Origin of the sequence: Pseudomonas sp. IPO3774 (genome assembly GCF_013386835.1) — a bacterium.
Lineage (GTDB): Bacteria > Pseudomonadota > Gammaproteobacteria > Pseudomonadales > Pseudomonadaceae > Aquipseudomonas.
Genome location: NZ_JACAQY010000030.1, coordinates 14,555 through 38,170, shown reverse-complemented (window position 1 = coordinate 38,170; position 23,616 = coordinate 14,555). Strand labels below are relative to the sequence as shown.

Genomic DNA, 23,616 nt, shown 5'->3' with positions numbered 1-23,616 from the left:
GGAGACCCGATGATGCGTGCCGCCCGTACCCTAGCCTTGTTTGCCCTGCTGCCCCTGTTCGCCGCCTGCCAGATGTTCGATAACGAGCCGGCCAAGCCCTCTCTCGCCGGGATGACCCGCATGCAGGGCGAGTTGACGGCCCAGGGTGACAAACTGCTGTTCCAGCCCTGCAACGACAAACGCAACTACGTGGTCAACGACACCGGTGGCACCAGCATCCTGCAGGAGGCCGCCTCCCTGGCCGGCCAGCAAGGCGCACTGTTTGCCGACCTGCGTGGCAAGTTCTCCGGCGTCGCCAGCGGCACCCAGGGCACGGTGGACCTGCAACAGGTGTACCGTGTCGAGCGCTCGACCTCGGCCTGTGATGACCCGGACTTCAAGCGCATGATCCTGCGGGCCAACGGCCACAAACCGGCCTGGGCGATGAACGTCACCGCCAAGGGCATGGTGCTGGAGCGTGAAGGCCAGCCACCATTGGCCGTGCCGTATGTGGAAGAGCAATCGGGCGACGGACGGTTCAACCTGATGACCGAAGCGAATAACCAGCACATCGAACTCTGGGTGGCCCCGCAACGCTGTGTCGACAGCGCCAGCGGCAGCCTGCAGCACATGTCCGCTGAGCTTCGGGTCAACGGCCAGGTGCAACGCGGTTGCGCGTCGTTCGGCGGTTCGCGAGACGACTGATTGCGCCCTGCGCTGTTTTAGCATGACGGGAAACCGCTGTTGGGGCTTATAATCGCCGGTTTGCAAAACAGCCGGCCTCTTTGCCCGCCGCCTACCGGATTCCTGTCATGTTACGAATCACCGAACTCAAGCTGCCCATCGACCATCCCGAAGAAGACCTGCGGCCTGCCATTGTGCAACGCCTGGGCATCGCCAGTGATGACCTGCTCGATTTCACCCTGTTCAAACGCAGCTACGACGCCCGCAAGAAATCGTCGGAGCTGTGCTTCATCTACACCATCGACCTGGAAGTCAAAGGCGAGGCGGCCCTGCTGCTCAAGTTCGCCGACGACCGCAACGTCAACCCGGCGCCGGACATCAGCTACAAGGTCGTGGGCCATGCGCCGGAAGGCCTGACCGAGCGGCCGATCGTCGTCGGTTTTGGCCCGTGCGGGATCTTCGCCGGGCTGTTGCTGGCACAGATGGGTTTCAAGCCGATCATCCTCGAGCGCGGCCGCGAAGTGCGCCAGCGCACCAAGGACACCTGGGGCCTTTGGCGCAAGAATGTGCTGAACCCGGAATCCAACGTGCAGTTCGGTGAAGGCGGCGCCGGGACCTTCTCCGACGGCAAGCTCTACAGCCAGATCAAGGACCCGAAATTCCACGGTCGCAAGGTGCTGCACGAGTTCGTCAAGGCCGGTGCGCCAGACGAAATCCTCTACGTCAGCAAGCCGCACATCGGTACGTTTCGCCTGACCGGCGTCGTGGAAAACATGCGCCAGCAGATCATCGCCCTGGGCGGTGAAGTGCGCTTCGAGCAGCGGGTCACCGACGTGCTGATCGAAGACGGCCAGTTGAATGGCGTGGTGGTGGATGGCGGCGAGCAGATCCTGTCCAAGCACGTAATCCTGGCCCTCGGCCACAGCGCCCGCGATACCTTCCGCATGCTGCATGGCCGTGGCGTGTACATGGAAGCCAAGCCGTTCTCGGTGGGTTTCCGTATCGAACACCCGCAGTCGCTGATCGACGCTGCACGCCTGGGCAAGTACGCCGGCCACCCGAAACTCGGGGCCGCCGATTACAAACTGGTGCACCACGCCAAGAACGGCCGTTCGGTGTACAGCTTCTGCATGTGCCCGGGCGGCACCGTGGTCGCGGCGACATCAGAGCCGAACCGCGTAGTAACGAACGGCATGAGCCAGTACTCGCGTAACGAACGCAACGCCAACTCCGGGATCGTGGTGGGCATCACCCCGGAAGTGGATTACCCGGGCGGCCCGCTGGCCGGGATCGAGTTGCAGGAACGCCTGGAATCCCACGCGTTCATCCTCGGCGGCAGCAACTACGAAGCACCGGCGCAGCTGGTGGGTGATTTCATCGCCGGCAAGCCGTCCACCGCCATCGGTACCGTGGAGCCATCCTACAAGCCCGGCGTAGCCCTGAGTGACCTGGCGCTGGCGTTGCCGGAGTTTGCCATCGAAGCCATCCGCGAAGCGTTGCCGGCGTTCGAGAAGCAGATCAAGGGCTACTCGCTGCACGACGCGGTCCTTACCGGGATCGAGACCCGCACTTCTTCGCCGCTGCGGATTACCCGTAACGAGTCGATGCAGAGCCTGAACGTGAAAGGCCTGTTCCCGGCGGGCGAAGGTGCCGGTTATGCCGGTGGGATTTTGTCGGCGGGTGTCGACGGGATTCGGATTGCCGAGGCGCTGGCGCGGGATATGTTGGGTATCGAGGCTTAACCACTGCGCTGAAAACGCAGCAGATCAAATGTGGGAGCGGGCTTGCTCGCGAATGCGGTGGATCAGCCGAATCATGTATTGGCTGACACTCCGCATTCGCGAGCAAGCCCGCTCCCACATTGATAATGCGGTGTTTTAGATATTGGCGCGCAGGATGCTTTCCGGCAACGGTTGCCCCCGCTCGACACTCGCCGCAACGGCCGCAATCAAACCCTCCAACTCATACCCCTGCCCTGCCAGCCAGGCCTGATCGTAATAGGTCGTGGCATAGCGCTCACCGCCGTCGCACAAGATCGCCACGATCGAGCCCGACTCCCCTGCCGCCTTCATCTGCTGCGCCGCGATCAACGCACCGATCAGGTTGGTGCCACTTGAGCCGCCTACTCGTCGCCCCAAGCGCTGCGCCAGGTAATGCATGGCCGCCAGGGACAGCGCATCCGGCACCTTGACCATCGCATCAATCACTTTCGGCAGGAACGACGCCTCAACCCGTGGCCGGCCAATACCTTCGATGCGCGAGCCACAGTCCAGGCGCAGGCTGGCGTCGCCGCTCAGGTAGTAGTCGAAAAACACCGAACGCTCCGCGTCCGCGCACAACACTCGGGTGCAGTGCTGGCGATAACGCACATAACGCCCCAACGTCGCCGTGGTGCCACCCGTGCCGGGGCTGGAAATCAGCCAACTCGGCTCCGGATAACGCTCAAAGCGCAGTTGCTGGAAGATCGATTCAGCGATGTTGTTGTTCGCGCGCCAGTCAGTGGCACGTTCGGCATAGGTGAACTGGTCCATGAAATGACCACCGCTTTCCTGCGCCAGGCGCTCGGATTCGGCGTAGATCTGCGTCGGATCCTGCACCAGATGGCTCTTGCCCCCGTAGAACGCGATCTGCGCAATCTTTTCCTGGGAAGTGGTGGCCGGCATCACCGCAATAAACGGCAAGCCCAGCAGCCTGGCGAAGTACGCCTCGGAAATCGCCGTGGAACCGCTGGAGGCTTCGATCACCGGTGCACCGGGCTTGAGCCAGCCGTTGCACAACGCATAGAGGAACAACGAACGCGCCAACCGATGTTTCAGGCTGCCGGTGGGATGGCTGGACTCATCCTTGAAATACAACTCGATACCTGGCAAACCCTGCATTGGCAAGGGGATCAGGTGGGTGTCGGCGCTGCGCTGGAAGTCCGCTTCAATAATGCGAATGGCTTCGCGGGCCCATTGGCGGTTGTCGCTCATGATCGGTTTCTCTAAGGATTTCAGTCCTGATCTTAGGATGTTTCCTACACTCCACACAGATACAGTCATGACTCAATTGGACACACAATTTCCGGGGTCTGGCGCGCAAGTGATCAGACCGATCCCTTATAACAAATAAGAATATAACTTTTGTTTTAACAACTAACGGTACGGGTTAGGGTACCCACCTATTGAACTTTGATTGGAGAGCATCCCTTGCCTCTGCGTAGCACTTTCACCCGTTTCTTCCAGCTGGAAGCCGCCAGCGGTCTGCTCCTGATCGCTGCTGCCGCTTTGGCGCTGATCATCAACAACTCACCGCTGTCGCACCTCTACGCGAGTTTTCTCGACGTGCCGGTGGTCGCACAAATCGGCGCCCTGAAAATCGCCAAGCCGGCGCTGCTGTGGATCAACGACGGCCTGATGGCCCTGTTCTTCCTGCTGATCGGCCTTGAGGTCAAACGCGAGTTGCTCGACGGCCAACTGTCCAAGCCTTCGCAAGTAGTACTGCCGGGAGCGGCAGCCATCGGCGGCATGGTCGTGCCGGCGCTGATCTATTGGGCGCTGAACAAGGACAACCCGGCCGCCCTGGGTGGCTGGGCAATCCCCATGGCCACCGACATTGCCTTCGCCCTGGGCGTATTGGCCCTGCTGGGCAAGCGCGTGCCGGTTTCGCTGAAGTTGTTCCTGATGACCCTGGCCATCATCGACGACCTTGGCGCAATCATCGTGATCGCCATCTTCTACTCCACCGACCTGTCCGGGGCGTCATTGGCCGGCGCAGCGGCATGCCTGATCGCCTTGATAGCCATGAACCGGCTGGGTGTCGTCAAGCTGGGGCCCTACATGATTGTCGGGCTGATCCTGTGGGTCTGCGTGCTCAAGAGCGGCGTACACGCCACCCTGGCGGGCGTGACATTGGCGTTCTGCATCCCGCTGCGCACCAAAAACGCCGAGCCATCGCCGCTGCTGACCCTGGAACACGCCCTGCATCCCTGGGTGGCCTACGCGATCCTGCCGCTGTTTGCCTTTGCCAATGCCGGCGTCTCGCTGGTGGGCGTCAACCTGGAAAGCTTCACCCACCACGTGCCAATGGGCATCGCCGCCGGCCTGCTGCTGGGTAAGACCGTTGGCGTACTGGGTTTCACCTGGGTCATGGTAAAAACCGGCCTTGCCGCACTGCCCGCCGGCGCCAACTGGGGCCAGGTGCTGGGCGTGGCGGTCCTGTGCGGCATCGGCTTCACCATGAGCCTGTTTGTCGGCTCCCTGGCGTTTGTGCCGGGCAGCAGTGAATACGCGGGTATGGACCGGATGGGCATCCTGACCGGGTCGATACTGGCGGCGCTGATCGGGTATGCAGTGACGGCGATGGCCAGTCGCAAGCAGGCGCTCGTACAAGCCTGACCGTTAAGAACAATCGCTCCCCCAACAAAAAACCCCAACCGGCCACCCGGTTGGGGTTTTTCTTTTCCTGCAACCTTACCCTTAGCGAGTAACGCGGCTGGTTCCGTCCACCGTCATGATGCGGACGCGGTCGCCGATGCGGAAGATTTCGTTCTCTTGAACCGCCTGGACGTAGGCGCGCATGCTGCCATCATCTTCGCGGACGGTGATTTCAACACCCTGGGTGCGGGTCAGGCCTTCCTCGGTGGCCGAGCCCAGCAGGCCGCCGGCGACTGCGCCGATAACGGCGGTCACGATGCTGCCACGGCCACCGCCGATGGCGCTGCCGCCAACGCCACCGATGACTGCGCCCGCAGCGCCGCCGATTGGGGTCTTGGTGCCTTCGATTTTCACCGGACGCAGGGATTCGATGGTGCCCATGCGAACAGTCTGTACACGACGAGCTTCGTCACGGGAGTACGAGTCGCCGGTCAGACTCGAGGCGCAGCCACCCAGCAGCAGCGACAGGGTGGTAAAGCAGGCAACTAGTAAAACGGACTTACGCATAGCATCAACTCCAAAGGACAGGTATCCATTAAACCGCTGTGGCTTGCCGCCTGTCACGGCATGCCGGGCAGAAAATTGTTTTCATTCAGCCTTAGTACAGAGAACCTGTACCGAAAAACTCGACGAACGGTAGCAATCCCACCTCCCTCAGGATCTCGATGGACGCTGTCATCATTGTAGCTAACGGCCGCATAACGCAGCGCAGCGCTACCCATCCAAGGCCTCTGACTAGAGACTTCGGCGTGCAGCGCTACATTCAGGCGAGGTGACGAAAGGTGGGCTCAGGGCGCCAGGCGCTCACGGGTCCAGTCGGCCCCCTGCAAGCGGAAGTTCAAGCGGTCGTGCAAACGACTCGCGCGGCCTTGCCAGAACTCGATGCGCTCCGGCAGCAGGCGGTAACCACCCCAGTGTTCGGGGCAATCAGGCTGGGTATCGCTGAAGCGTTGTTCGGTGGCCTTGAGCAGCGCCTGCAACTCTTCGCGGTCCCTGATTACCCGGCTTTGCGGTGAAGCCCAGGCACCCAGGCGGCTACCCAGGGGACGGACCTGGAAGTAAGCATCCGACTCCTCGGGCGAGACCTTGACCACCCGACCTTCGATGCGCACCTGGCGCTCCAGGGTCGGCCAGAAGAAGGTCATGGCGGCAAACGGTCGCGCCGCGAGTTGTTCGCCCTTGGCGCTCTGATAATTGGTGAAGAAGGTAAAGCCCTGTGTATCCAGGCCCTTGAGCAGCAGAATCCGGCAGTGCGGGCGACCGTCCTGGTCCACCGTAGCCAGGGTCATGGCATTGGCCTCCACCGGTGGCTGTTCGGTTTTCACCGCGTCGGCGAACCACTGGTGGAACAAGGCAAACGGTTCATCCGGGGCCTGGGCCTCGCTCAAACCGTCCCGTGTGTAGTCACGGCGCATATCGGCCAGTGCCTGGGTCATGCGGCTTTATCCTTCTTGCTCAAATAATCAGTTCTTCGCCTGGTCGTTGGTAGCAGCTGGAGCGGCGGCCTTGGCAGGTGCTGGCTTTTTAGCAGCAGGCTTGGCCGGGGCCTTTTTGGCAGCCGGCTTGGCGGCAGCTTTCTTGGCGACGGTTTTTTTCGCCGGAGCGGCAGCTTTTTTGACCGGAGCAGCGGCTGGAGCAGGAACGTCCTGCACAGCGACCATTTCAGCCTTCGGCGGATTGGCCGAGTTGTACTTGCTCAACAAGGCCAGCATGGTGGTGCGCTGGGTGAACATGATTTCCATGCGACGGTTCAGGGCGCGGCCCTGGTTGCTGTCGTTGGCGGCACGCGGCATCAGGTCACCCATGCCACGCAGCATCAGGCGGTCCTGCTTCAGGCCGCTGAGGCTGAAGATCGAAGCGATGGACTGTGCACGTTCCTTGGTCAGGGCCTGGCTCACCGGCTCGGCACCCGAGGTATCTACATGGCCCAGGACCAGTACGGCGGTCTTCGGATCGCCTTCAACGGCCTTGGCAACACGGGTGAACGGACCCAGGGTCACGGGCAGCAACATCGCCGGGCGTTTCGGGTTGTAGGAGCCATCAACCGGGGCAATCACCACCAATACGTTGTCACGGCGTTCCAGTTGCAGGTTGCTGTCCTTGATCGCGAGACGCAGGCGTGGCTCGTAGTCGTCCAGCCAGGCCTGGGTGATTTTTGGATCAGGCATCGGGATGTTGGCGACGTCGACCTTGGCCAATGGCTTTGGCTTGCTTTCGAACGGCCACCACCATTTGGTATCGGTATCCGTCTTGGCAACGGCAGGTGCAGCGGCCGGTGCATCAGCCGGGGCGCCGGAGGCAGGCGTTGCCGCCTTGAGGTCGGCCTTCAGGTCTGCCTTGGCGTCGTCGGCTTTCGACGAGAACGGCCACCAGCTCGAGCCGGTATCCGCCTTCGCAACCGGTGCAGGTGCAGGTGCAGCAGCCGGTGCTACCGGCGCTGGCGCCTTGGCCGCGACCGCCGGCTTGGCATCCGGTTTGGTGTCGGCCTGGCTCACTGCGTCCTTGGTAGCAGCCTTATCGGAGCCAAATGACCACCAATGCCCGCCCTCGGCATCATTTTGTGGGGTTTGTGCACAGCCAGTAATAGTGAGGCATAGCGCCAGTGCCAAGGACTTGTTCGATAACATGAGATATCCACAAAATGAGAAAAAACCAGGGGCCTGAATGACCCGTTAAACAGACGCTTTTGGAACATTAAAGTTACAACATTTTGCCTAGCGTCTTTTTGTATGTGCCTTTGTAACAAAAAAACGCAAGACAGCAAGCTATTTACAGACAACCGGCCAATATTCTTACCAACTTTTGCGCCCGCGGGTCCATAAGTACATAAGGGCCCAATGTATTGGTCACGAAACCAAAGGCTACATCATGTTCCGGATCGGCAAACCCCACCGAACCACCGGCCCCGGGATGCCCAAAGGCCCGTGGGCCAAGGCCGAACGTGGCGTTTGGCACGTGCGGTTGATCCAACATGCAACCCAGCCCGAACCGGGTTTGTGTCAATAAGGTTTTATCCGGGCCGATACTGTGTTCGCGGGTCAACTCTTCGAGCATATCGGCTTCCAGCAAACTACCGTCGAGCAGCCCACTATAAAAACCCGCCAGACTTCGCGCATTACCGTGACCATTTGCCGCTGGCTGCTGCATACGCCGCCATTCGGGTTTATTAGTGCTGGTCAGAATAGACGGTGGATTGGTAAATGCACGGGTAGTCATCGCCGTCGGCTCGCGCATCGTTACTTGAAGTAAACGTTGTGCCGCCTCATCGCCAACATTGCCCTTGCCTCGGGCTATATGGGCAACTCGATAAAACTCTTCATCCGCCAACCCCACATGAAAATCCAGGCCCAGTGGCCGTGCAACCCGGGCCACGATGGACTCGCCCGGCCCACGACCGTCGGCGCGGCGCAGCAACTCGCCCACCAGCCAACCATAGGTAATCGCCGCATAACCGTGCCCTTCCCCGAGCTTCCACCATGGCGCTTCGGCGGCGAGGGCGTCGACCATCATCTGCCAGTCGTACAGGGCTTCGGCGGGCAGCGTTTCACGCAGGGCCGGCAACCCGGCCTGGTGGCAGAGCAGATGGCGCAGGGTGATGGCTTCCTTGCCCGCGGCAGCAAACTCCGGCCAGTACTTGGCGACCGGCGCATCCAGCTGCAACTTGCCTTCGGCCACCAGTTGCAGCGCCGTGACGGCCGTAAAGGTCTTGGTGCAGGAGAACAGATTGGCAATGGTGTCGCTGTGCCAGGCCTCGGCACCGTCCTTGTCGGCGGTACCGGCCCACAAGTCGACGACGGTTTCGCCGCCAATCTGGATGCACAGCGCGGCACCACGTTCCTGAGGGTCGTCGAACAGCGCGGCGAAGGCTTCACGCACCGCTTCGAATTGAAGCTCGTAATGACCCTGAATCTGCACCTAAGCCCCCTTGGAAAAGTACTACAGAAAGTGGCCGACATTGTTCCAGCCATTGAGCGATTTGTGAACCCGCTCTCGTCGATCAGCCCCCATCAATGACCTTTGCCGGAATGCCCGCCGGAATGCTCTGCACCCGGCGCTGCTGCATTGCCTTCACGCCCGGGCTTGCCGCCCTCACCGGCGTGGACCGCTGCGGCAGCCTTGGCCTTTTCGGCCTCCTTGCCCAGCTGATCGACGGCAGCCAGGTTACTTTTGCGCACACTGTCGACAAACCCCTGGAACGGCACATCGGTGATGCCGACCAGGCCGAAGTGGCCGTTTTCGCCGTCAAGCAAACGGCCGGTAACCGGCTGGTCCAGGTACTGGAACCAATGCACGCCGACGATCGACGGCTCGGCCATGGCCTGCTTCAGGAAGTTGGCGTAGGCAACCCCACGATCCTCTTCCCGGGCCAACTGCGTCACGCCGCCCCAGAACGGGCCGCGGTCCGCCGAGCCGAAGTTGAATTCGGTGATCAGCACCGGCTTGTCCAACGTCCGCAGGGCCGCAAAGTCGTAGCCGTCCTGAGGCTTGAGGGTGTACATATTGAAGCTCAGCACATCGCAATATTGCGCGCAGGACGCCACCGCTTCCGGCGTGCTGACCGCGTATCGGCCACCCAGCAACAGCTGGTTGGGCGCATGCCATTTCAATGCATCGGAGATGGTCTTGAAGTAGGCGTCGGCAAAGGTCTTCTGGAAGTACTTGAAGTCCGCTTCGATTTCCGGGTGCTCCGGGCTTGGCATTGGCGGCACAAAGCCCGGGTCTTCCATCAGTTCCCAGGCGGGCAGCTCGATGCCCCAGGCCCTGGAAAGCCCCTCCTGGTTGCGGTACTTGTCGCGCAATTGCTTGAGAAACGCGCGCTTGGCCGGCACGTCGGTGGTCATGCGCAGGGTGCCGTAGGCCAGGGCGTAGCGGGATTTCGCATCATCACCGGGACCGGCCCAGGCCAGTTCGTTGTCGGCAAAGAAGCCGATCAGCCACGGGTCGTCGCGATGGTCACGGGCGGCAATTGCCACCGCACGCTCGGTGGCCATGGCGAAGCGCGGGTCGAACGGGTCGGGCATGCCGCCCCACCAATCGGTGCCGGTGCTGATGCTCGCGTAATCACCGACGATCGACAGTGGCAAGGTGTAAGGCACGCGGTCGGCGGTCGCCAGCTGCGGCGCACTCCAGTTGCCGACAGTATTGAAACCCCAGGCCCGCAGGCGGTCGAGGGTGTGGCTGACCCAGCGTTTCTGGTCGAAACCTTCCGGAGCACAAGGTGCCGGCGGCACGCACGGCTGGCCATAGGTACGCTGCAGGTTGGCGCCATAGAAGTCGTACCAGCGGCCGACATTAAAGCTGCGCCCCTGATCGGCACCATTGCCGCTGCGGCTGTCACCGCTGCCGTAGTATTTGTCGAAAGGCTCGCCGGCCTTGGGCAGCGCGGCAAACATCCATTCGCGGCCCGCTACGTAGGTCTGGCTGTTGTCCGGGGCGACGGTGTTGACGCCCAGGGAGTAGAACGGATGGCCTTCCGGTGTCACCAGGTACCAGCGCCCGTCGCGCTTCTCGGTGCGGAAGAAGCCGCTGGCGTCAAAGGCCGGGCCCTTGTTCCAGCCGCCGAATTTGTCCAGGGAGGCCTTGTCGCGCTCGGCCAGCCAGCCCTTGAGCTGTTGCTGTTCCTTGACCGCTGCGGCCCTCAACTGCTCGTCGCTGCTGACTTTCTCCGGCCACCGGGCGCGGGTGGACTGCCCATAGGCGTCCACCAGATCGCTGTAGGTAGCCTTGAGTACCGGCGCGATGTCCTGCACGCCAAAGCGTTCGAGCAAGATGCTTTGGGCGACGTTCGGCTTGATCATCGACAGGGTCACCGACACGATCTGGCTGCGGTCGATCTCCCCTTCGCTGCTGGCCAGCAGCACGCGCTGGCCATCGACGGTGATCGGCATCGGCGGGCCGGCCTTCATCCCCTGGCTCAGCGGCGAGTTGGCTTGCAGCGGAATCAACAGCGTTTGCGCGGGACCGGCTGGCAGGTCGATACGGCTGAACAGCGTTCGGCCGTCATTGCTCTGCACCTTGACGTACAGGGTCAGCGCCCAGTCCATCGCACTTTGAATACGCAGGCTCATGGCACCGGATTGCGACCAGTCCCAGGCGCCGGTCTGCGGGCTGAGCACCAGGCTCGGTTCGGCCGCCGGGTTGAAGGTGATACGGCGCAGCACTTCGCCTTCAGCGGTTTGTTCGGCGTTGTATTGCGGCAGGCTGGCGTCCTGGGTCGCCACCTTGACCACATCGGCGGGCCGTACAAAGTTGAACAAGGTTTGTTGCCCGGCAGGCGCAGCCAGCAATGGCGCGGCAAACAACAGGGCAAAAACAGCGGGCAGCGTGCGAATCATGTGAACAAGGTTCTCCCAAACGGCCGGTGACTGGCCTGATGACGTGAAGCGATGGTGAGATAGACCACAAAGTGGGCGAATTCGCCCACTGAGCCTTAAGAAATTTCCCGCCGAAACGGCGGTAAAGCATTCAGGATAGCTTTCCCATAGCGCTGGGTAACCAGACGCCGGTCAAGCAAGGTGATGGTGCCGCGATCTTCTTCGGTACGCAGCAGGCGGCCGCAGGCCTGGACCAGTTTCAAGGAAGCGTCCGGCACCGAGATCTCCATGAACGGATTGCCGCCCCGGGCTTCGATCCATTCGGCCAACGCGGCTTCCACCGGATCATCCGGCACCGAGAACGGGATCTTGGCGATCACCACGTGTTCGCAGTAGGCACCGGGCAAATCCACACCCTCGGCGAAACTCGCGAGGCCGAACAGCACGCTGGAATCGCCGCCATCCACCCGCGCCTTGTGCTTGTTCAGGGTTTCCTGTTTCGACAGGTTGCCCTGGATAAACACCTGCTTGCGCCAGTCACGGTCGAGGCCGTCGAACACGTCCTGCATCTGTTTGCGGGACGAGAACAACACCAGCGTGCCCCGTGAGCCCTCCACCAATGATGGCAGGTCACGAATGATCGCCGCCGTATGGGCCGGCGCATCCCGTGGGTCGGCCTTGAGGTCCGGTACCCGCAGCACACCGGCGTCGGCGTGATGGAACGGGCTGGGCACCACGGCGGTGACGGCCTTCTTCGGCAGCCCGGCGCGCATGCGGAAGCGGTCGAAGGTGCCCAGGGCCGTCAGCGTAGCCGAGGTGACCAAGGCACCGTAGGCCACGTTCCACAGATTGCGTCGGAGCATTTCCGCCGCCAGGATCGGGCTGGCGTTGACCTCGATATCGAACAGCGCACCGCTTTCCGACAGGGTCAGCCAACGGGCCATGGGCGGGTTGTCTTCCGGGTCTTCGACGGTAAAGGCGGTCCACAACTCCCAGTTGCCCTGGGACCGGGACAGCAGGCTGCCAAACAGCGGGTACCATTCTTCAGCCTGATTGCTGGCGATGCCGATATTGACCTCGCCATCCATGCCTTCCTTGAGCAAATCGGTGAGACGGGTGAACAAGTCGGTCAGGCGCGAAAAGCCCTTTTTCAGCTCGACGCCCATTTCGCGCATGTGCTCGGGGATCAGCCCGCCAACGAAACGATGGCGCGGCCGTTCGCGACCTTCCACATCTTCGCCGGGCTTGAAGTCTGCCACCTGCTCGCAGGCGCTGAACATGAATTGCTGCTGGGTCTTGATCTCCCGCGCTAGCTCCGGCACCTGCTCGATCAACTTGCCCAGGTCGCCCGGCAGCGGGTGCTGGGCGAGCAACTTGGTGAGGTTCTTGGCCGTGGTTTCCAGCCAGTCGGCGGTGGAGCGCAGCCGCGTATAGTGAGCAAAGTGGCCGATGGCCTTGTCGGGCAGGTGATGGCCTTCGTCGAACACGTAGAGTGTGTCGCGCGGGTCGGGCAACACGGCGCCGCCCCCCAGGGCCAGGTCGGCGAGGACCATGTCATGGTTGGTGACAATAACGTCGACCTTGCCCATGCCCTCCCGGGCCTTGTAGAAGGCGCACTGGCCGAAGTTGGGGCAATGACGGTTGGTGCACTGGCTGTGATCGGTGGTCAGCCGTGCCCAGTCGGCGTCTTCCAGGGCATTGGGCCAGCTGTCGCGGTCGCCGTCCCATTTATTGCCCGCCAGTTTCTCGATCATGCTGGTAAACAGCTTCTGACTGACCTCATCGACTTCGATCTTGAAGCCTTCTTCTTCGAACAGCGAGGCAGTGGCGGTTTGCGCGTGGCCTTCCTGCAACAGCACGTCGAGCTTGGACAGGCACATATAGCGCCCACGGCCCTTGGCCAGGGCGAAGGTGAAATTCAGGCCGCTGTTGCGCATCAGGTCGGGCAGGTCTTTGTAGACAATCTGCTCTTGCAGGGCGACGGTGGCGGTGGCAATCACCAGGCGCTTGCCGGCGGCCTTGGCGGTGGGGATCGCCGCCAGGCTGTAGGCCACGGTTTTACCGGTACCGGTGCCGGCCTCGACGGCCACCACGGCGGGGTCGCCACTGCGCCGACCTTCGTCGTCGGTGTCGATATCCCCGAGGACCTTGGCGACTTCGGCGATCATCAGGCGCTGGCCGTACCGCGGTTTCAAGCTCTTGGCTTCGAGAAAACGCGAGTAGGCGCCCTGGATCGTGGTTTTGAGTTCAGTGCTGATCATGGATAGTCGGGCGCAAAAAACGCTGGATAAATTTTCAGTGGTTCGGATCGGCCGCTATCATACCCCGCTAATTAATCCCGCGCAGAACGGAGTACCCCAATGACCGTCTTTAGCTTCGCTTACACCCTGCATGTACTGGCCGCCCTGATCTGGGTCGGCGGTATGTTTTTCGCTTGGATGATCCTGCGCCCCGCCGCCATGGCCGCGCTGGACGGGCCGGCCCGGCTGAAACTCTGGGTAAATGTGTTTCAACGTTTTTTCGTGTGGGTCTGGGTGGCGGTGCTGGTGTTGCCGATCAGCGGTGTCGGCCTGCTGCAACTGCGCTTCAGCGGGTTTGAGACCGCGCCGCGTTATGTACAGGTCATGATGGGGTTGTATGTGGTGATGACGGCGCTGTTTATCCGGATTCAGGCGCTGAAGTTGCCGGAGCTGCGCGTGGCGGTGGCGGCTGAGGATTGGCCGGCCGGGGCTGCGGCCTTGGGGCAGATTCGTAAATTGGTGGGGATTAACTTGATAGTGGGGTTGGTGCTGGTGGCGATTGCTTCGGCACGGCCGATGTTCTAAAGCGCCTAGTAGACCGCTTTCGCGAGCAAGCCCGCTCCCACATTTGGAATGCGTTTCAAATGTGGGAGCGGGCTTGCTCGCGAAAGCGTCAGGCCAGTCGCCTCAGAGCCTCTGAATGGTCACAGCACCCGCAGGCCCCGCTGGCCCCGGCTGCCCTTCCAACCCGGCCCGGCCCTTTTCGCCGCCATCCGCGCGGTACACCAGGCACCCCTTGGACTGCCCGCCTTTACCCGGCTTGCCCGCCGTGCCCGCCAAACCACCGGCTCCGCCGTCCACCCAGACCTTGATTTTCTCGCCCGGGAAGTCCTGCGGCAATTCCACACGAACCTGCGCGCCCGCCGCGCCCGGCAGCCCGTCGCCGCCGTTGTCGCCATTGGCACCGCGCCCGGCCGAACCCCAGGTGCAGCCCGGGTCTTCGCCGTTGGCACCATCCAGCCCGGCATAACCCTGGGCACCCGCGCCACCGCGGGCATCCACCGACAGCTCATCGGCCGTCAGCGAGTTAATCCGCAACACCAGGTCACGCCCCGCCTTGGCCGGGCGCTCATGGGTACCGGGAGCGCCGCGTGAGGTGATCTGGCTGCCCTGCTCCAGCTGCGCCTGACGCACCTGCAGTTGCAACGTGGTGCTACCGGGCACGATGGCGATTCGCGCGTCGCGGCCCAGGTGCAGTTCATCCACGGTCACCTGGGTGATATTGGCGGGAATCAGCAAGGTGCCGTAATCCGCCACGTCCAGTCGCTCCAGTTGCAACACACCACTGCTGTTGGGCAGGCGCATCAAGGAGTTGGTCTCGACGCTGACGCTCTGGGCCAGGGCAATGGGGCTGACCAGCAGGGCCAACAGAAAAACCTTACGCATGATTGGCCTCCTTGTTTACATCATTAGTCGGTGTCGGCGTCGAAAAGCTCTGCACATGGAACATACCCACCAGCAGGATCTGTAAGCGGTCACGCCAGGGATGGGCACGGGTTTTCACACTGCCGTTGAACAACAGCAGTTCCAGAACATGGGTCAGCAACAACAGGCTGCCGGCCAGGTTGACCAACAGGTGGAACGGGTTGATCAGCGGTGTGATCAGGTTGACCACCACCACGACCCAGAACAGCAACGTCAAGAATTTACCCAGCCCCCAAAACACCTTCATCCCGCACGCTCCCCTTGCACATTATTCTTTGGGCGCACAGTAACGACTTCTACAGGCGTTGTGCCAGTGAAGGATTAAAAAATTGATGAAGGGGCCCCTGGGGATTCCACAGGGGCCTTGAGGCGGGGTCAGCGGTTGATCTGAATTTCCACGCGGCGGTTCAGCGCGCGGCCATCAGCGGTTTTGTTATCGGCTACGGGGTGGCTTTCGCCGGCGCCGGTCACGGAGACAAAACTGCTGCGCGGGATGCCGGAACTGACCAGGTAGTCGGTCACCGAATGAGCGCGTCGTTCAGAGAGTTTCTGGTTGTAGGCATCTTTACCGACGCTGTCGGTATGCCCGCTGACGCGCAGCTGCGCACTCGGGGCCTCTTTTTTCAGGCGGGTGGCAATCACGTCGAGCTTGGTTTTGTCGGCAGCCGTGAGCGTCGCGGAGTCGAACTCGAAGTGCACGTCACGAATCACGATGGTTTCTTCCTTGACCACCACCACTTCCTCTTGAACCACCGCTACCGGCACCGGAGGGCAGCCATTGGCGTCGACCTGCACGCCTTTTGGCGTGCCAGGGCACTTGTCGCGGCTGTCCGGTACGCCATCGCCGTCCTCGTCACCGTCGCCATGCACCCAGCAATAGGCGCCAGCCATGCCGCCAATCAGCAGTGCGCCGTAGCCTGCATAGGACGAGCTTTGGGTCGCACCAATGGCAGCACCGGTCACACCGCCGACGGCGGCACAGGTGGGCCAGTCGGTTTTTTGCAAGCCTGCGCAACCTGTCAATACTCCGGTTAGCAGAACCAAGGGTAGAGCTGTCCGCATGATGCTCATCTGACTTTCTCCTGAGGGGATCGGCGGGGGCCGACGAGTGGAGTAAAGACGGCTCTTTTCATCTGCGCCAGCGTGTCACACCCCAGTATTCATTGGGCCGAGCGGTTTATTCTCGCCGCCCGCTCTAGGCCCGCACGCTCAGGCAGGCTAGTCTCTACGGTCCTGATGTGAGGATCTTCGATGACTGCCGGTATTTCTTCCCGTACACCCCAGCAAGCGCTCGCTGCGCTGCTTGATCTTCACGCGCCCAAACGCCTGTTGTTATTGGGCGCCAGCCAGTTCCCGGCGCTGGATGCCTTTAAGGAAGCACACCCGGATACCGTGGTGTCCTTCGCCGAGCCCGGTCCCTTGCCCACCGACCTCGCGGCCCAGCGTTTTGACCTGGCACTGGCGGTCGGTTGCCTGGAACACCTGTCAAAACCTGCGGGCCTGACCCTGCTGGGGGGCATCCGCAACCTCAATGCCAGTCGCATTGCGGTGCTGGTGGACCTGGAGGCCTGCCACTGGAAAGACACCGATTTCTTCTCCCTGGCCCTGCAAGCCAGCGAGCGTTTCCAGCGCGACGATCAGGTTTTGACGCTGTTTACCTATGATCTGCTTGACTATAAACAGGTGCCGGATTGGCTGAACGCCCGCTTCTGGGCCAACCCGCAAAATTTCGGAAAGTATTGGTGGTAACCCGATGAGTACATCCATTTGCCCCTGCGGCAGCGGCAACCTGCTGGATGCCTGCTGCGGTCATTATCACGCCGGCCACCCGGCCCCCTGCGCCGAAGCGTTGATGCGTTCGCGCTACAGCGCCTATGTGCTGGGCCTGGTGGACTACCTGGTGGCAACCACCCTGCCTGCGCAGCAAGCCGGGCTGGACACGGCCGCCATCGGCGCCTGGAGCGCCCAAAGCACCTGGCTGGGCCTTTCAGTGGAAAGCTCCGAGGTGTTCGGCGGCCAGCCGGAACACGCCTTCGTGACCTTTACCGCTCGCTGGCATGACAGCACCGGCGAACACAGCCACCGCGAGCGCTCATCTTTCGTACAGAACAATGAGCACTGGTACTTTATCGACCCGACAGTGGACGTGAAGGCCGGGCGTAATGACGCCTGCGTGTGTGGCAGCGGGCAGAAATTCAAGAAGTGCTGTTCCGGCTACCTCTGACATTCATTGATACCCGACAGGCTCTCGCTTGCTATGCTGACTCTTCACACGGAGTAACGGCATGGTTTCTCAGGCGCGGGTATTCAGGACTTACAGCCTTCTGCTGGCATTGATGCTGGGGCTCTCCGGCTGCGCGTCGTGGTTCGCCGACGATACGCCCGCCCCCGAGGTGCGTCTGGTCAAGGTCGACCCCGTGCGGGTCAAGTTGCTGGAGCAGAAGTTCAAGCTGTATTTCCGCGTGGATAACCGTGACGACAACGACCTGACCGTACGCGGCCTGGTTTACAAGGTCAGCCTCGGCACGATGGTGCTGACCGAAGGCGAGTCCAACGAATGGCTGACCGTGCCACCCCACAGCCACGCTTTTTTCCGGGTATCGGTGCGCACCAACCTGTGGCCGCAGATCCGCGATGTGGTCGACATGCTGAAAAATCCGCGCGATCCCGTGCCCTATCGTCTTGAAGGCGAGTTGAAAACCGGTTTATTTATCGGGAACGACGTGCAGGTGTTGCGCAATGGCGAGATAATCCCCGGCGATTATATTCCGGAGCGACATCGATGACTCAGCAACCCCATGTCCATGGTCCCGACTGCAACCACGATCACGATCATCATGATCACGACCACGGCCATGTCCACGGCCCGAACTGCGGCCACGCTCACCAGGAGCCGGTGCGCAATACGTTGAAGGACGTGGGTCGTAACGATCCTTGCCCGTGCGGCAGCGAGAAGAAATTCAAGAAGTGCCACGGGGCTTGAGTTAAGAAACCCGATTCTCGAAACACTGCACATCCAAATGTGGGAGCGGGCTTGCTCGCGAAAGCGCAGTGTCAGTCAACCTCTCTGTTACTGATACACCGCTTTCGCGAGCAAGCCCGCTCCCACATTTAGCCTGCATTTCAAGGCCAGGATTTGCGCTGAAACTCCAACACCACCTCCAATCCCCCACCCTCCCGATTGCTCAAGCCCAACCGCCCGTCATGGGCACTGGCGATCGTATGCGCGATACTCAGCCCCAGCCCGTAACCACCGGTTTCCACATTGCGTGAGCCTTCCACCCGGTAAAACGGCTCCATCACCTGTTCCAGTTGTTCCTGGGGAATCCCCGGCCCACGGTCGCTGATGACAATCTTCAAGCTGTCCGCCTTGTCCTCTACCCGCACCACCACCTCGGAGCCATAACGCACCGCGTTCTCCAGCAGGTTCTGCACGCAACGCTTGAGACTGCGGGCATACCCCGGCAATGGCTGTTTGGCCCGCCCTTCTATCGTCACCGTCTCGCCCACGTCCTGCAGGTCCGCCTGCAAGCTTTGCAGCAAGGCGTTGATGTCGATGTTCTGGCGCTTCTCGTTGATTTCGCCGCTGCTGACGAAGTCCAGGGTGCTGGAAACCATGTGCTCCATTTCTTCCAGGTCGCTGCGAAAACGTTCCTTGGTGCGGTTGTCGTCGAGCATTTCTGTACGTAACCGCAGGCGCGTAATGGGCGAGCGCAGGTCGTGGGAAATCGCCGCCAGGAAGCGCGTGCGCTCGGCGATATTGGCGATCAGCCGCTGCTGCATGGCATTGAACGCCTGGGCGGCGCGGCGCACTTCGGTGGGCCCATCGAGGGCCAGCGGTGGCCGCTGGATGTCCCGGCCCAAGGCTTCGGCAGCCTTGGCCAGGGCGTTGAGCGGGCGAATGGCCAGGCGCACCGCCACCAGGGCAATGATCACCAGCACCAATACCCGCAGCAGATAAATGCGCATCACGTAATCGAACAGCAAGTCCATCGGCGAAGTACTGGTCCAGCCTTGTTCCTCGGTGGCCTGCACTTGCAGCCAGCGCCCGTCCGGCAAACGCAGGTCAATCAGGAATTGCCCCACCACAGGCCTGGAGCTGAGCAGAGTCGACAGCCCGGCATGCTGGCCCTCGGCATCCAGCAACTTGAGGCTCAACAGATGCAGGTTCTGGGTGTAGCCGGTTTTCTCCGAGAGCACTTTATTCAGCAAGCGCTCGGTGGCCTGGTCGCTGTCGCTGATGCTGCTTGTCACATCACTGGCCTGGTCACTCAGGGTCAGGCGAAAGCGCGGCGTATCGAGCAGCTTGATCAGCACATCCGCCTGCGCCGGATCGCTGTGTACCAGCCGCACCACGTCCGCCAGCCGCGTGGCGATCAGCCGGCTGGGGATTTCCAGCACCTGGCCGTGGCGCATGTCGTACCAGATGCTGCTGGTCAGGGCCTGGGCCGCGAGCATGCCGCTGACCAGGATCAGCACCAGCCGGCCGAACAGCGAACGCGGCAGCAGTTTCACGATTGCAGCGCCACGTCGTCGGCGGTGAGCATGTAACCCTCGTTGCGCACGGTCTTGATCAACCCGGCCGGCAACTGCGAGCGCAGTCGGCTGACGCACACATCAATCGAGCGGTCGAACGGCGTGCTGTCTTTGTCGAACACGTGGTTGAGCAAAAAGTCGCGGCTCAGCGGCCGGTTGGGATGCTGCAACAACAGGCGCAACACCCGGTAATCGGAGTTGCCGAGGCTGACCACCACGCCTTCCGGCGAAAGCAATTGGCGGGCCCGGGTGTCCAGCTGCCAGCCGGCAAAGCTGATGCTCGGTGCTTCATCGAGCCGCGCCCGGTCCGGAAAACTCTGCACCCGGCGCAGCACCACCTTGATCCGCACCAGCAACTCCCGCGGGTCGAACGGCTTGGGCAGGTAATCGTCGGCGCCGATTTCCAGGCCGACGATCCGGTCGATCAGCGTGCCCTTGGCGGTGAGCATGATCACCGGCGTGTTGGAGCTGACGCGCAATTCGCGGCACAAACTCAGGCCGTCTTCGCCGGGCAACATCAGGTCGAGGACGATCAGGTCGATGACATTCAGCGCCAGGCGGCGGCGCATTTCCTTGCCGTCGCCGGCGGTGGACACCTGGAAGCCGGCGTCACTCAGGTAGTCGCACAGCAATTGGCGGATTTGCGGGTCGTCATCAACGATCAGCAGGTGGTCTTGCTTGGCCATGGGGCAATTCGTCCGAAACTCAAAAGGCAGGAGATAGCCGAAACTTCAGCCAGGAGTACGCGCAAATGTAATGGAATGTTGTGGGAAGCGGTAATCACGCATCCACATTACAAAGCCACGGCATGGCGGCCGGTATCGGTCTTTAGACTACCGAATCTAAATGAGATTAATTGTAATTTAGCCTAGGTCACTCCGAATGCCATTGCCTACCCCTCGCGCCCTGTCGCTGCAATCTACCCTTGCGCCGATGTTCGGCCTGCTTGCCGCCGGCAGCGTTTCTCCCACCGCCTGGGCCGATGCGCCGGTGGCGGCGTCGAATGATTCAGTGCTGAGCCTGCCGGAAATCAAGATCGACGGTGAAGCCACTTCCGCCTTTAAAGTCGACCGGGTGACCTCGGCAAAAATCAGCCAGCCGCTGCTTGATGCCCCGCAAAGCGTAACCATCGTCCCGCAGCAAGTGCTCAAGGAGCAAAACGCGCAGACCTTGCAGGAAGTGTTGCGCAACGTGCCGGGCATCACCTTCATGTCCGGCGAAGGCAACCTGGGCTGGGGCGACCTGTTTTCGATTCGCGGGTTTTCCTCGGAGCAGAGCCTGACCGTCGACGGTGTGCGCGATGCCGGCCAATCGACCCGCACCGACACTTTCAACCTGCAACAGGCAGAAGTGTTCAAGGGCACCGGCTCGATCGAATCCGGCGTTTCCGCGGTAGGCGGCAGCGTCAACCTGGTGAGTAAAGAGGCGCACCTGGGGGATGCCAACAAACTCTCGGCCGGCATCGGCACCGACAGCTACCGCCGCCTCACCGGCGATTTCAACCAACAACTGAATGACACCACCGCCCTGCGCATCAACCTGATGAAGCACTACAACCAGGTGGCCGAGCGTGACGACGTGGACTACGACCGCTGGGGCATCGCGACCTCCCTCGGCTTCGGCCTGGGCACCGACACCCGCCTGTTTATCGACACCTTCTACCAGAAGGACGACAACACGCCGGACGGCGGTGTGCCGATCCAGCGCGGCACCGACGGCGACCGCATGCCGGGAGTCAAGCGCTCCAACTGGTATGGCGACTCGCACCTGTACACCCAGCAGACCAAAACCACTTCGCTGACCACCCGCTTCGAGCATGATTTCGACTGGAACGAAGCGACCCTGAAGAACCAGACCAAGTGGGAGCGTACCGACAACTTCGCGGTGCTCTCGCCCGCGCGCTTCTTCGCCGCCAACGGCAATGGCCAAAAAACCTGCACCGGCACGCGCTGTGCGACCTTGGGCTACACCGGCGTAGGACCGATCAGCCAAGTGCCCGGCAGCACGGTAAATGCCTACCCGGGATACGCCAACAGCGGTAACACCGCCTACGGTATTTTGCGAGGGAGCGACTTCGGTCAGTCGACGCGCTACACCATCCTCGACAACCAGACCGACTTCGCCTTCAAGCTCAATACCGGCGGGCTGGAACACGCGCTGGTCAGCGGGCTCGAGTTCTATCACGAGACCTACGGCGGCCTGAAACGCAACGCCGAAGTGCCGGCCGGCGATCTGTTCTTCGACATGAACGACCCGAACCACAGCTTCGCCAGCACCGAAGTGACCAAGGGTGAAGGCCAGCCACGCTCAGTGATCGACAACGCCGGCATCTACCTGGGCGATACCATCACCCTGAATGAACAGTGGCAAGTGCTCGGCTCCCTGCGCTACGACAACTGGCAGGCCAAAACCACCCAGCGTGGCCAAGCGTCCATCGACAGCACCGACGGTGCCGTGAGCGGCCGGGTCGGCGCGGTGTACAAGCCGTTGCCTAACGGCAGCATCTACGTGTCCTACAGCGAAGCGGCACAACCGTCAGCCCTGGGCGCGTCGACCAACAACCAGATCTACGGCGCCGCGAGCACCAGCAACTACACCCCGGCCAAGTCGAAGACCTACGAGATCGGCACCAAGTGGGACATTGCCCACGACCTGCTGAACGTCACCGCCGCGATCTTCCGCACCGAACTGGACAACTCCTGGGAATACCAGGACGGCGAAAGCGCTCCGGTACGCGCCCTCCCCGCCAAGCGCGTAGACGGTGTGGAACTGGGCCTGCAAGGCAATATCAGCCCGCGCTGGACGGTGTACAGCGGGTTCTCCGCGCTGAAAAGCACCCAGACCAAAGGGGCCAACAAAGGCGAGGAAGCCAAGAATGTTCCCGACCTGACCGCCAACCTGTGGACCACCTACGCCGTCACCGACGACCTGAGCCTGAGTTACGGCGCGCAATACGTAGGACGCCGCCGCTACAGCGACAACAAATACGTCGGCGGCCTGAACAACAACAGCAGCTACGCCACCGGCCCGTCCGGCGTGTACGCGATCTACACCCGTGACCACGAAAAGGCCCCCGGCTACTGGCTCAACAACGTGGCTGCGCAATACAAAGTGACCAGGCAAACCACGGTCAACCTCAACCTGAACAACGTGTTTAACAAGTTCTACTACAGCCAGATCGGCGCGTCCCTGGACGGCTTCCAGCTCTACGGCATTCCGGGCGCCGGGCGCACGCTCACCGCCAGTGTCGACTATGAGTTTTAAGCCGTGCTGATCGAAATCCCCGGCCTGTTGAGTGCCGAAGAAGTCGAGGTGGCCGTCGCCACCCTGCTCGATCAACCGTGGGTCGACGGCAAGGTCACCGCCGGGCAACGCTCGGCCAGGGCGAAAAACAACCGGCAGCTGTCGGAAGATGCGCCGGTAGCGATTCGCCTGGGTGAGCAGATTCTGTCTCGGCTGTCGGACAACGCGCTGTTCATGTCCGCCGCCCTGCCGAAGAAAATCTACCCGCCGCTGTTCAACCGCTACAGCGGCGGCGAGGCCTTCGACTGGCATATCGACAATGCGATTCGCGGCCTCAAGGGCGTGCGCGAACGGGTGCGCACCGACATCTCCGCCACCTTGTTCCTGGCTGATCCGGCCAGCTACGACGGCGGCGAACTGGTGATCCGCGACACCTTCGGCGAGCACGCGGTGAAGCTGCCCGCCGGGCACCTGCTGATTTATCCCGGCAGCAGTTTGCACAAGATCAACCCGGTCACCCGCGGCGAGCGCATCGCCAGTTTCTTCTGGGTCGAAAGCCTGGTGCGCGAAGACAGCCAGCGCCAACTGCTGCTGGACATGGACGTGGCTATTCAACGCCTCACCGCGCAACACGCCGACGACCACGCGTTGCTGCAACTGAGCGGCGCCTATCACAACCTTTTGCGGCGCTGGAGCGATGTCTGATGCGCCGCCTTCACC

22 protein-coding genes are annotated in these 23,616 nt (G+C 61.8%); 10 read left to right on the top strand and 12 right to left on the bottom strand.

The window, feature by feature from the left end; all coding sequences use genetic code 11:
- Window positions 1-12 precede the first annotated feature (12 nt).
- Window positions 13-684, top strand: a complete 672-nt coding sequence (locus tag HYE77_RS17760) for a COG3650 family protein (RefSeq protein WP_003211681.1) — start codon at window positions 13-15, stop codon at window positions 682-684.
- Between the two features lie 107 nt (window positions 685-791).
- The gene (locus HYE77_RS17755) at window positions 792-2,405 is read left to right on the top strand and encodes an NAD(P)/FAD-dependent oxidoreductase (RefSeq protein WP_177069066.1); all 1,614 of its coding nucleotides are present in this window, start codon (window positions 792-794) and stop codon (window positions 2,403-2,405) included.
- Between the two features lie 135 nt (window positions 2,406-2,540).
- On the opposite strand, the gene HYE77_RS17750 is transcribed toward HYE77_RS17755, so the two are convergent.
- Window positions 2,541-3,638 (bottom strand): PLP-dependent cysteine synthase family protein, encoded by a 1,098-nt coding sequence (locus tag HYE77_RS17750; protein ID WP_173406096.1) that lies wholly within the window; start codon window positions 3,636-3,638, stop codon window positions 2,541-2,543.
- A 213-nt stretch (window positions 3,639-3,851) separates the two neighbouring features.
- On the opposite strand from HYE77_RS17750, the gene nhaA reads away from it, so the two are divergent.
- On the top strand, window positions 3,852-5,039 hold the full coding sequence (gene nhaA / locus HYE77_RS17745) for a Na+/H+ antiporter NhaA (protein ID WP_003211688.1): 1,188 nt from the start codon (window positions 3,852-3,854) through the stop codon (window positions 5,037-5,039).
- Between the two features lie 81 nt (window positions 5,040-5,120).
- On the opposite strand, the gene HYE77_RS17740 is transcribed toward nhaA, so the two are convergent.
- The 6 genes from HYE77_RS17740 to dinG all read right to left on the bottom strand — a co-directional run bounded on the left by HYE77_RS17740 (window position 5,121) and on the right by dinG (window position 13,653).
- Window positions 5,121-5,585: a glycine zipper 2TM domain-containing protein gene (locus tag HYE77_RS17740; RefSeq protein WP_003189251.1), complete on the bottom strand. Its 465-nt coding sequence runs from the start codon at window positions 5,583-5,585 to the stop codon at window positions 5,121-5,123.
- Between the two features lie 281 nt (window positions 5,586-5,866).
- Window positions 5,867-6,514: a pyridoxamine 5'-phosphate oxidase gene (gene pdxH, locus HYE77_RS17735; RefSeq protein ID WP_003211693.1), complete on the bottom strand. Its 648-nt coding sequence runs from the start codon at window positions 6,512-6,514 to the stop codon at window positions 5,867-5,869.
- A gap of 27 nt (window positions 6,515-6,541) precedes the next feature.
- On the bottom strand, window positions 6,542-7,705 hold the full coding sequence (locus tag HYE77_RS17730; RefSeq protein ID WP_134325848.1) for an OmpA family protein: 1,164 nt from the start codon (window positions 7,703-7,705) through the stop codon (window positions 6,542-6,544).
- A gap of 142 nt (window positions 7,706-7,847) precedes the next feature.
- Window positions 7,848-8,993 (bottom strand): EstA family serine hydrolase, encoded by a 1,146-nt coding sequence (locus HYE77_RS17725; RefSeq protein WP_003211696.1) that lies wholly within the window; start codon window positions 8,991-8,993, stop codon window positions 7,848-7,850.
- 92 nt (window positions 8,994-9,085) lie between these two features.
- The gene (locus HYE77_RS17720; protein ID WP_008432094.1) at window positions 9,086-11,413 is read right to left on the bottom strand and encodes a beta-galactosidase; all 2,328 of its coding nucleotides are present in this window, start codon (window positions 11,411-11,413) and stop codon (window positions 9,086-9,088) included.
- Between the two features lie 95 nt (window positions 11,414-11,508).
- Window positions 11,509-13,653, bottom strand: a complete 2,145-nt coding sequence (gene dinG / locus HYE77_RS17715) for an ATP-dependent DNA helicase DinG (RefSeq protein WP_008432096.1) — start codon at window positions 13,651-13,653, stop codon at window positions 11,509-11,511.
- 99 nt (window positions 13,654-13,752) lie between these two features.
- Between dinG and HYE77_RS17710 the strand changes: the two genes are divergently transcribed.
- On the top strand, window positions 13,753-14,217 hold the full coding sequence (locus HYE77_RS17710; protein WP_003213709.1) for a CopD family protein: 465 nt from the start codon (window positions 13,753-13,755) through the stop codon (window positions 14,215-14,217).
- Between the two features lie 102 nt (window positions 14,218-14,319).
- Here the strand turns inward: HYE77_RS17710 and HYE77_RS17705 are convergent, their stop codons facing one another.
- From HYE77_RS17705 to HYE77_RS17695, 3 genes are all read right to left on the bottom strand, one after another.
- A complete protein-coding gene (locus HYE77_RS17705; protein ID WP_003213707.1) occupies window positions 14,320-15,078 on the bottom strand; it encodes a hypothetical protein in 759 nt (252 codons plus the stop codon).
- Window positions 15,071-15,364, bottom strand: coding sequence for a DUF1145 domain-containing protein (locus HYE77_RS17700; protein WP_102368245.1), 294 nt, complete (start codon window positions 15,362-15,364; stop codon window positions 15,071-15,073). The genes HYE77_RS17705 and HYE77_RS17700 overlap by 8 nt, the downstream gene beginning before the upstream one ends.
- 128 nt (window positions 15,365-15,492) lie before the next feature.
- A complete protein-coding gene (locus HYE77_RS17695) occupies window positions 15,493-16,188 on the bottom strand; it encodes an OmpA family protein (protein ID WP_177069065.1) in 696 nt (231 codons plus the stop codon).
- Between the two features lie 180 nt (window positions 16,189-16,368).
- On the opposite strand from HYE77_RS17695, the gene HYE77_RS17690 reads away from it, so the two are divergent.
- The 4 genes from HYE77_RS17690 to HYE77_RS17675 all read left to right on the top strand — a co-directional run bounded on the left by HYE77_RS17690 (window position 16,369) and on the right by HYE77_RS17675 (window position 18,100).
- Entirely contained in the window at window positions 16,369-16,866 is a 498-nt protein-coding gene (locus tag HYE77_RS17690) for a DUF6231 family protein (protein WP_008432105.1), read from the top strand.
- A gap of 4 nt (window positions 16,867-16,870) precedes the next feature.
- Window positions 16,871-17,341 (top strand): YchJ family protein, encoded by a 471-nt coding sequence (locus HYE77_RS17685; RefSeq protein WP_003213699.1) that lies wholly within the window; start codon window positions 16,871-16,873, stop codon window positions 17,339-17,341.
- A gap of 61 nt (window positions 17,342-17,402) precedes the next feature.
- Complete coding sequence (locus HYE77_RS17680; RefSeq protein ID WP_177069064.1) at window positions 17,403-17,903, top strand: LEA type 2 family protein; 501 nt, start codon at window positions 17,403-17,405, stop codon at window positions 17,901-17,903.
- Window positions 17,900-18,100, top strand: a complete 201-nt coding sequence (locus tag HYE77_RS17675; RefSeq protein ID WP_003213695.1) for an SEC-C metal-binding domain-containing protein — start codon at window positions 17,900-17,902, stop codon at window positions 18,098-18,100. The genes HYE77_RS17680 and HYE77_RS17675 overlap by 4 nt, the downstream gene beginning before the upstream one ends.
- Window positions 18,101-18,240: 140 nt before the next feature.
- Here HYE77_RS17675 and HYE77_RS17670 read toward each other — a convergent pair whose 3' ends face one another.
- Together HYE77_RS17670 and HYE77_RS17665 are read right to left on the bottom strand one after the other, a co-directional pair.
- A complete protein-coding gene (locus HYE77_RS17670; protein WP_003213693.1) occupies window positions 18,241-19,632 on the bottom strand; it encodes an ATP-binding protein in 1,392 nt (463 codons plus the stop codon).
- Window positions 19,629-20,339 (bottom strand): response regulator, encoded by a 711-nt coding sequence (locus HYE77_RS17665; protein WP_003213692.1) that lies wholly within the window; start codon window positions 20,337-20,339, stop codon window positions 19,629-19,631. Before HYE77_RS17665 ends, HYE77_RS17670 begins: the two co-directional genes overlap by 4 nt.
- 196 nt (window positions 20,340-20,535) lie before the next feature.
- On the opposite strand from HYE77_RS17665, the gene HYE77_RS17660 reads away from it, so the two are divergent.
- Both HYE77_RS17660 and HYE77_RS17655 read left to right on the top strand, forming a co-directional pair.
- Window positions 20,536-22,917: a TonB-dependent siderophore receptor gene (locus HYE77_RS17660; RefSeq protein ID WP_177069063.1), complete on the top strand. Its 2,382-nt coding sequence runs from the start codon at window positions 20,536-20,538 to the stop codon at window positions 22,915-22,917.
- 3 nt (window positions 22,918-22,920) lie between these two features.
- A complete protein-coding gene (locus HYE77_RS17655) occupies window positions 22,921-23,601 on the top strand; it encodes a Fe2+-dependent dioxygenase (protein ID WP_177069062.1) in 681 nt (226 codons plus the stop codon).
- Window positions 23,602-23,616 lie beyond the last annotated feature (15 nt).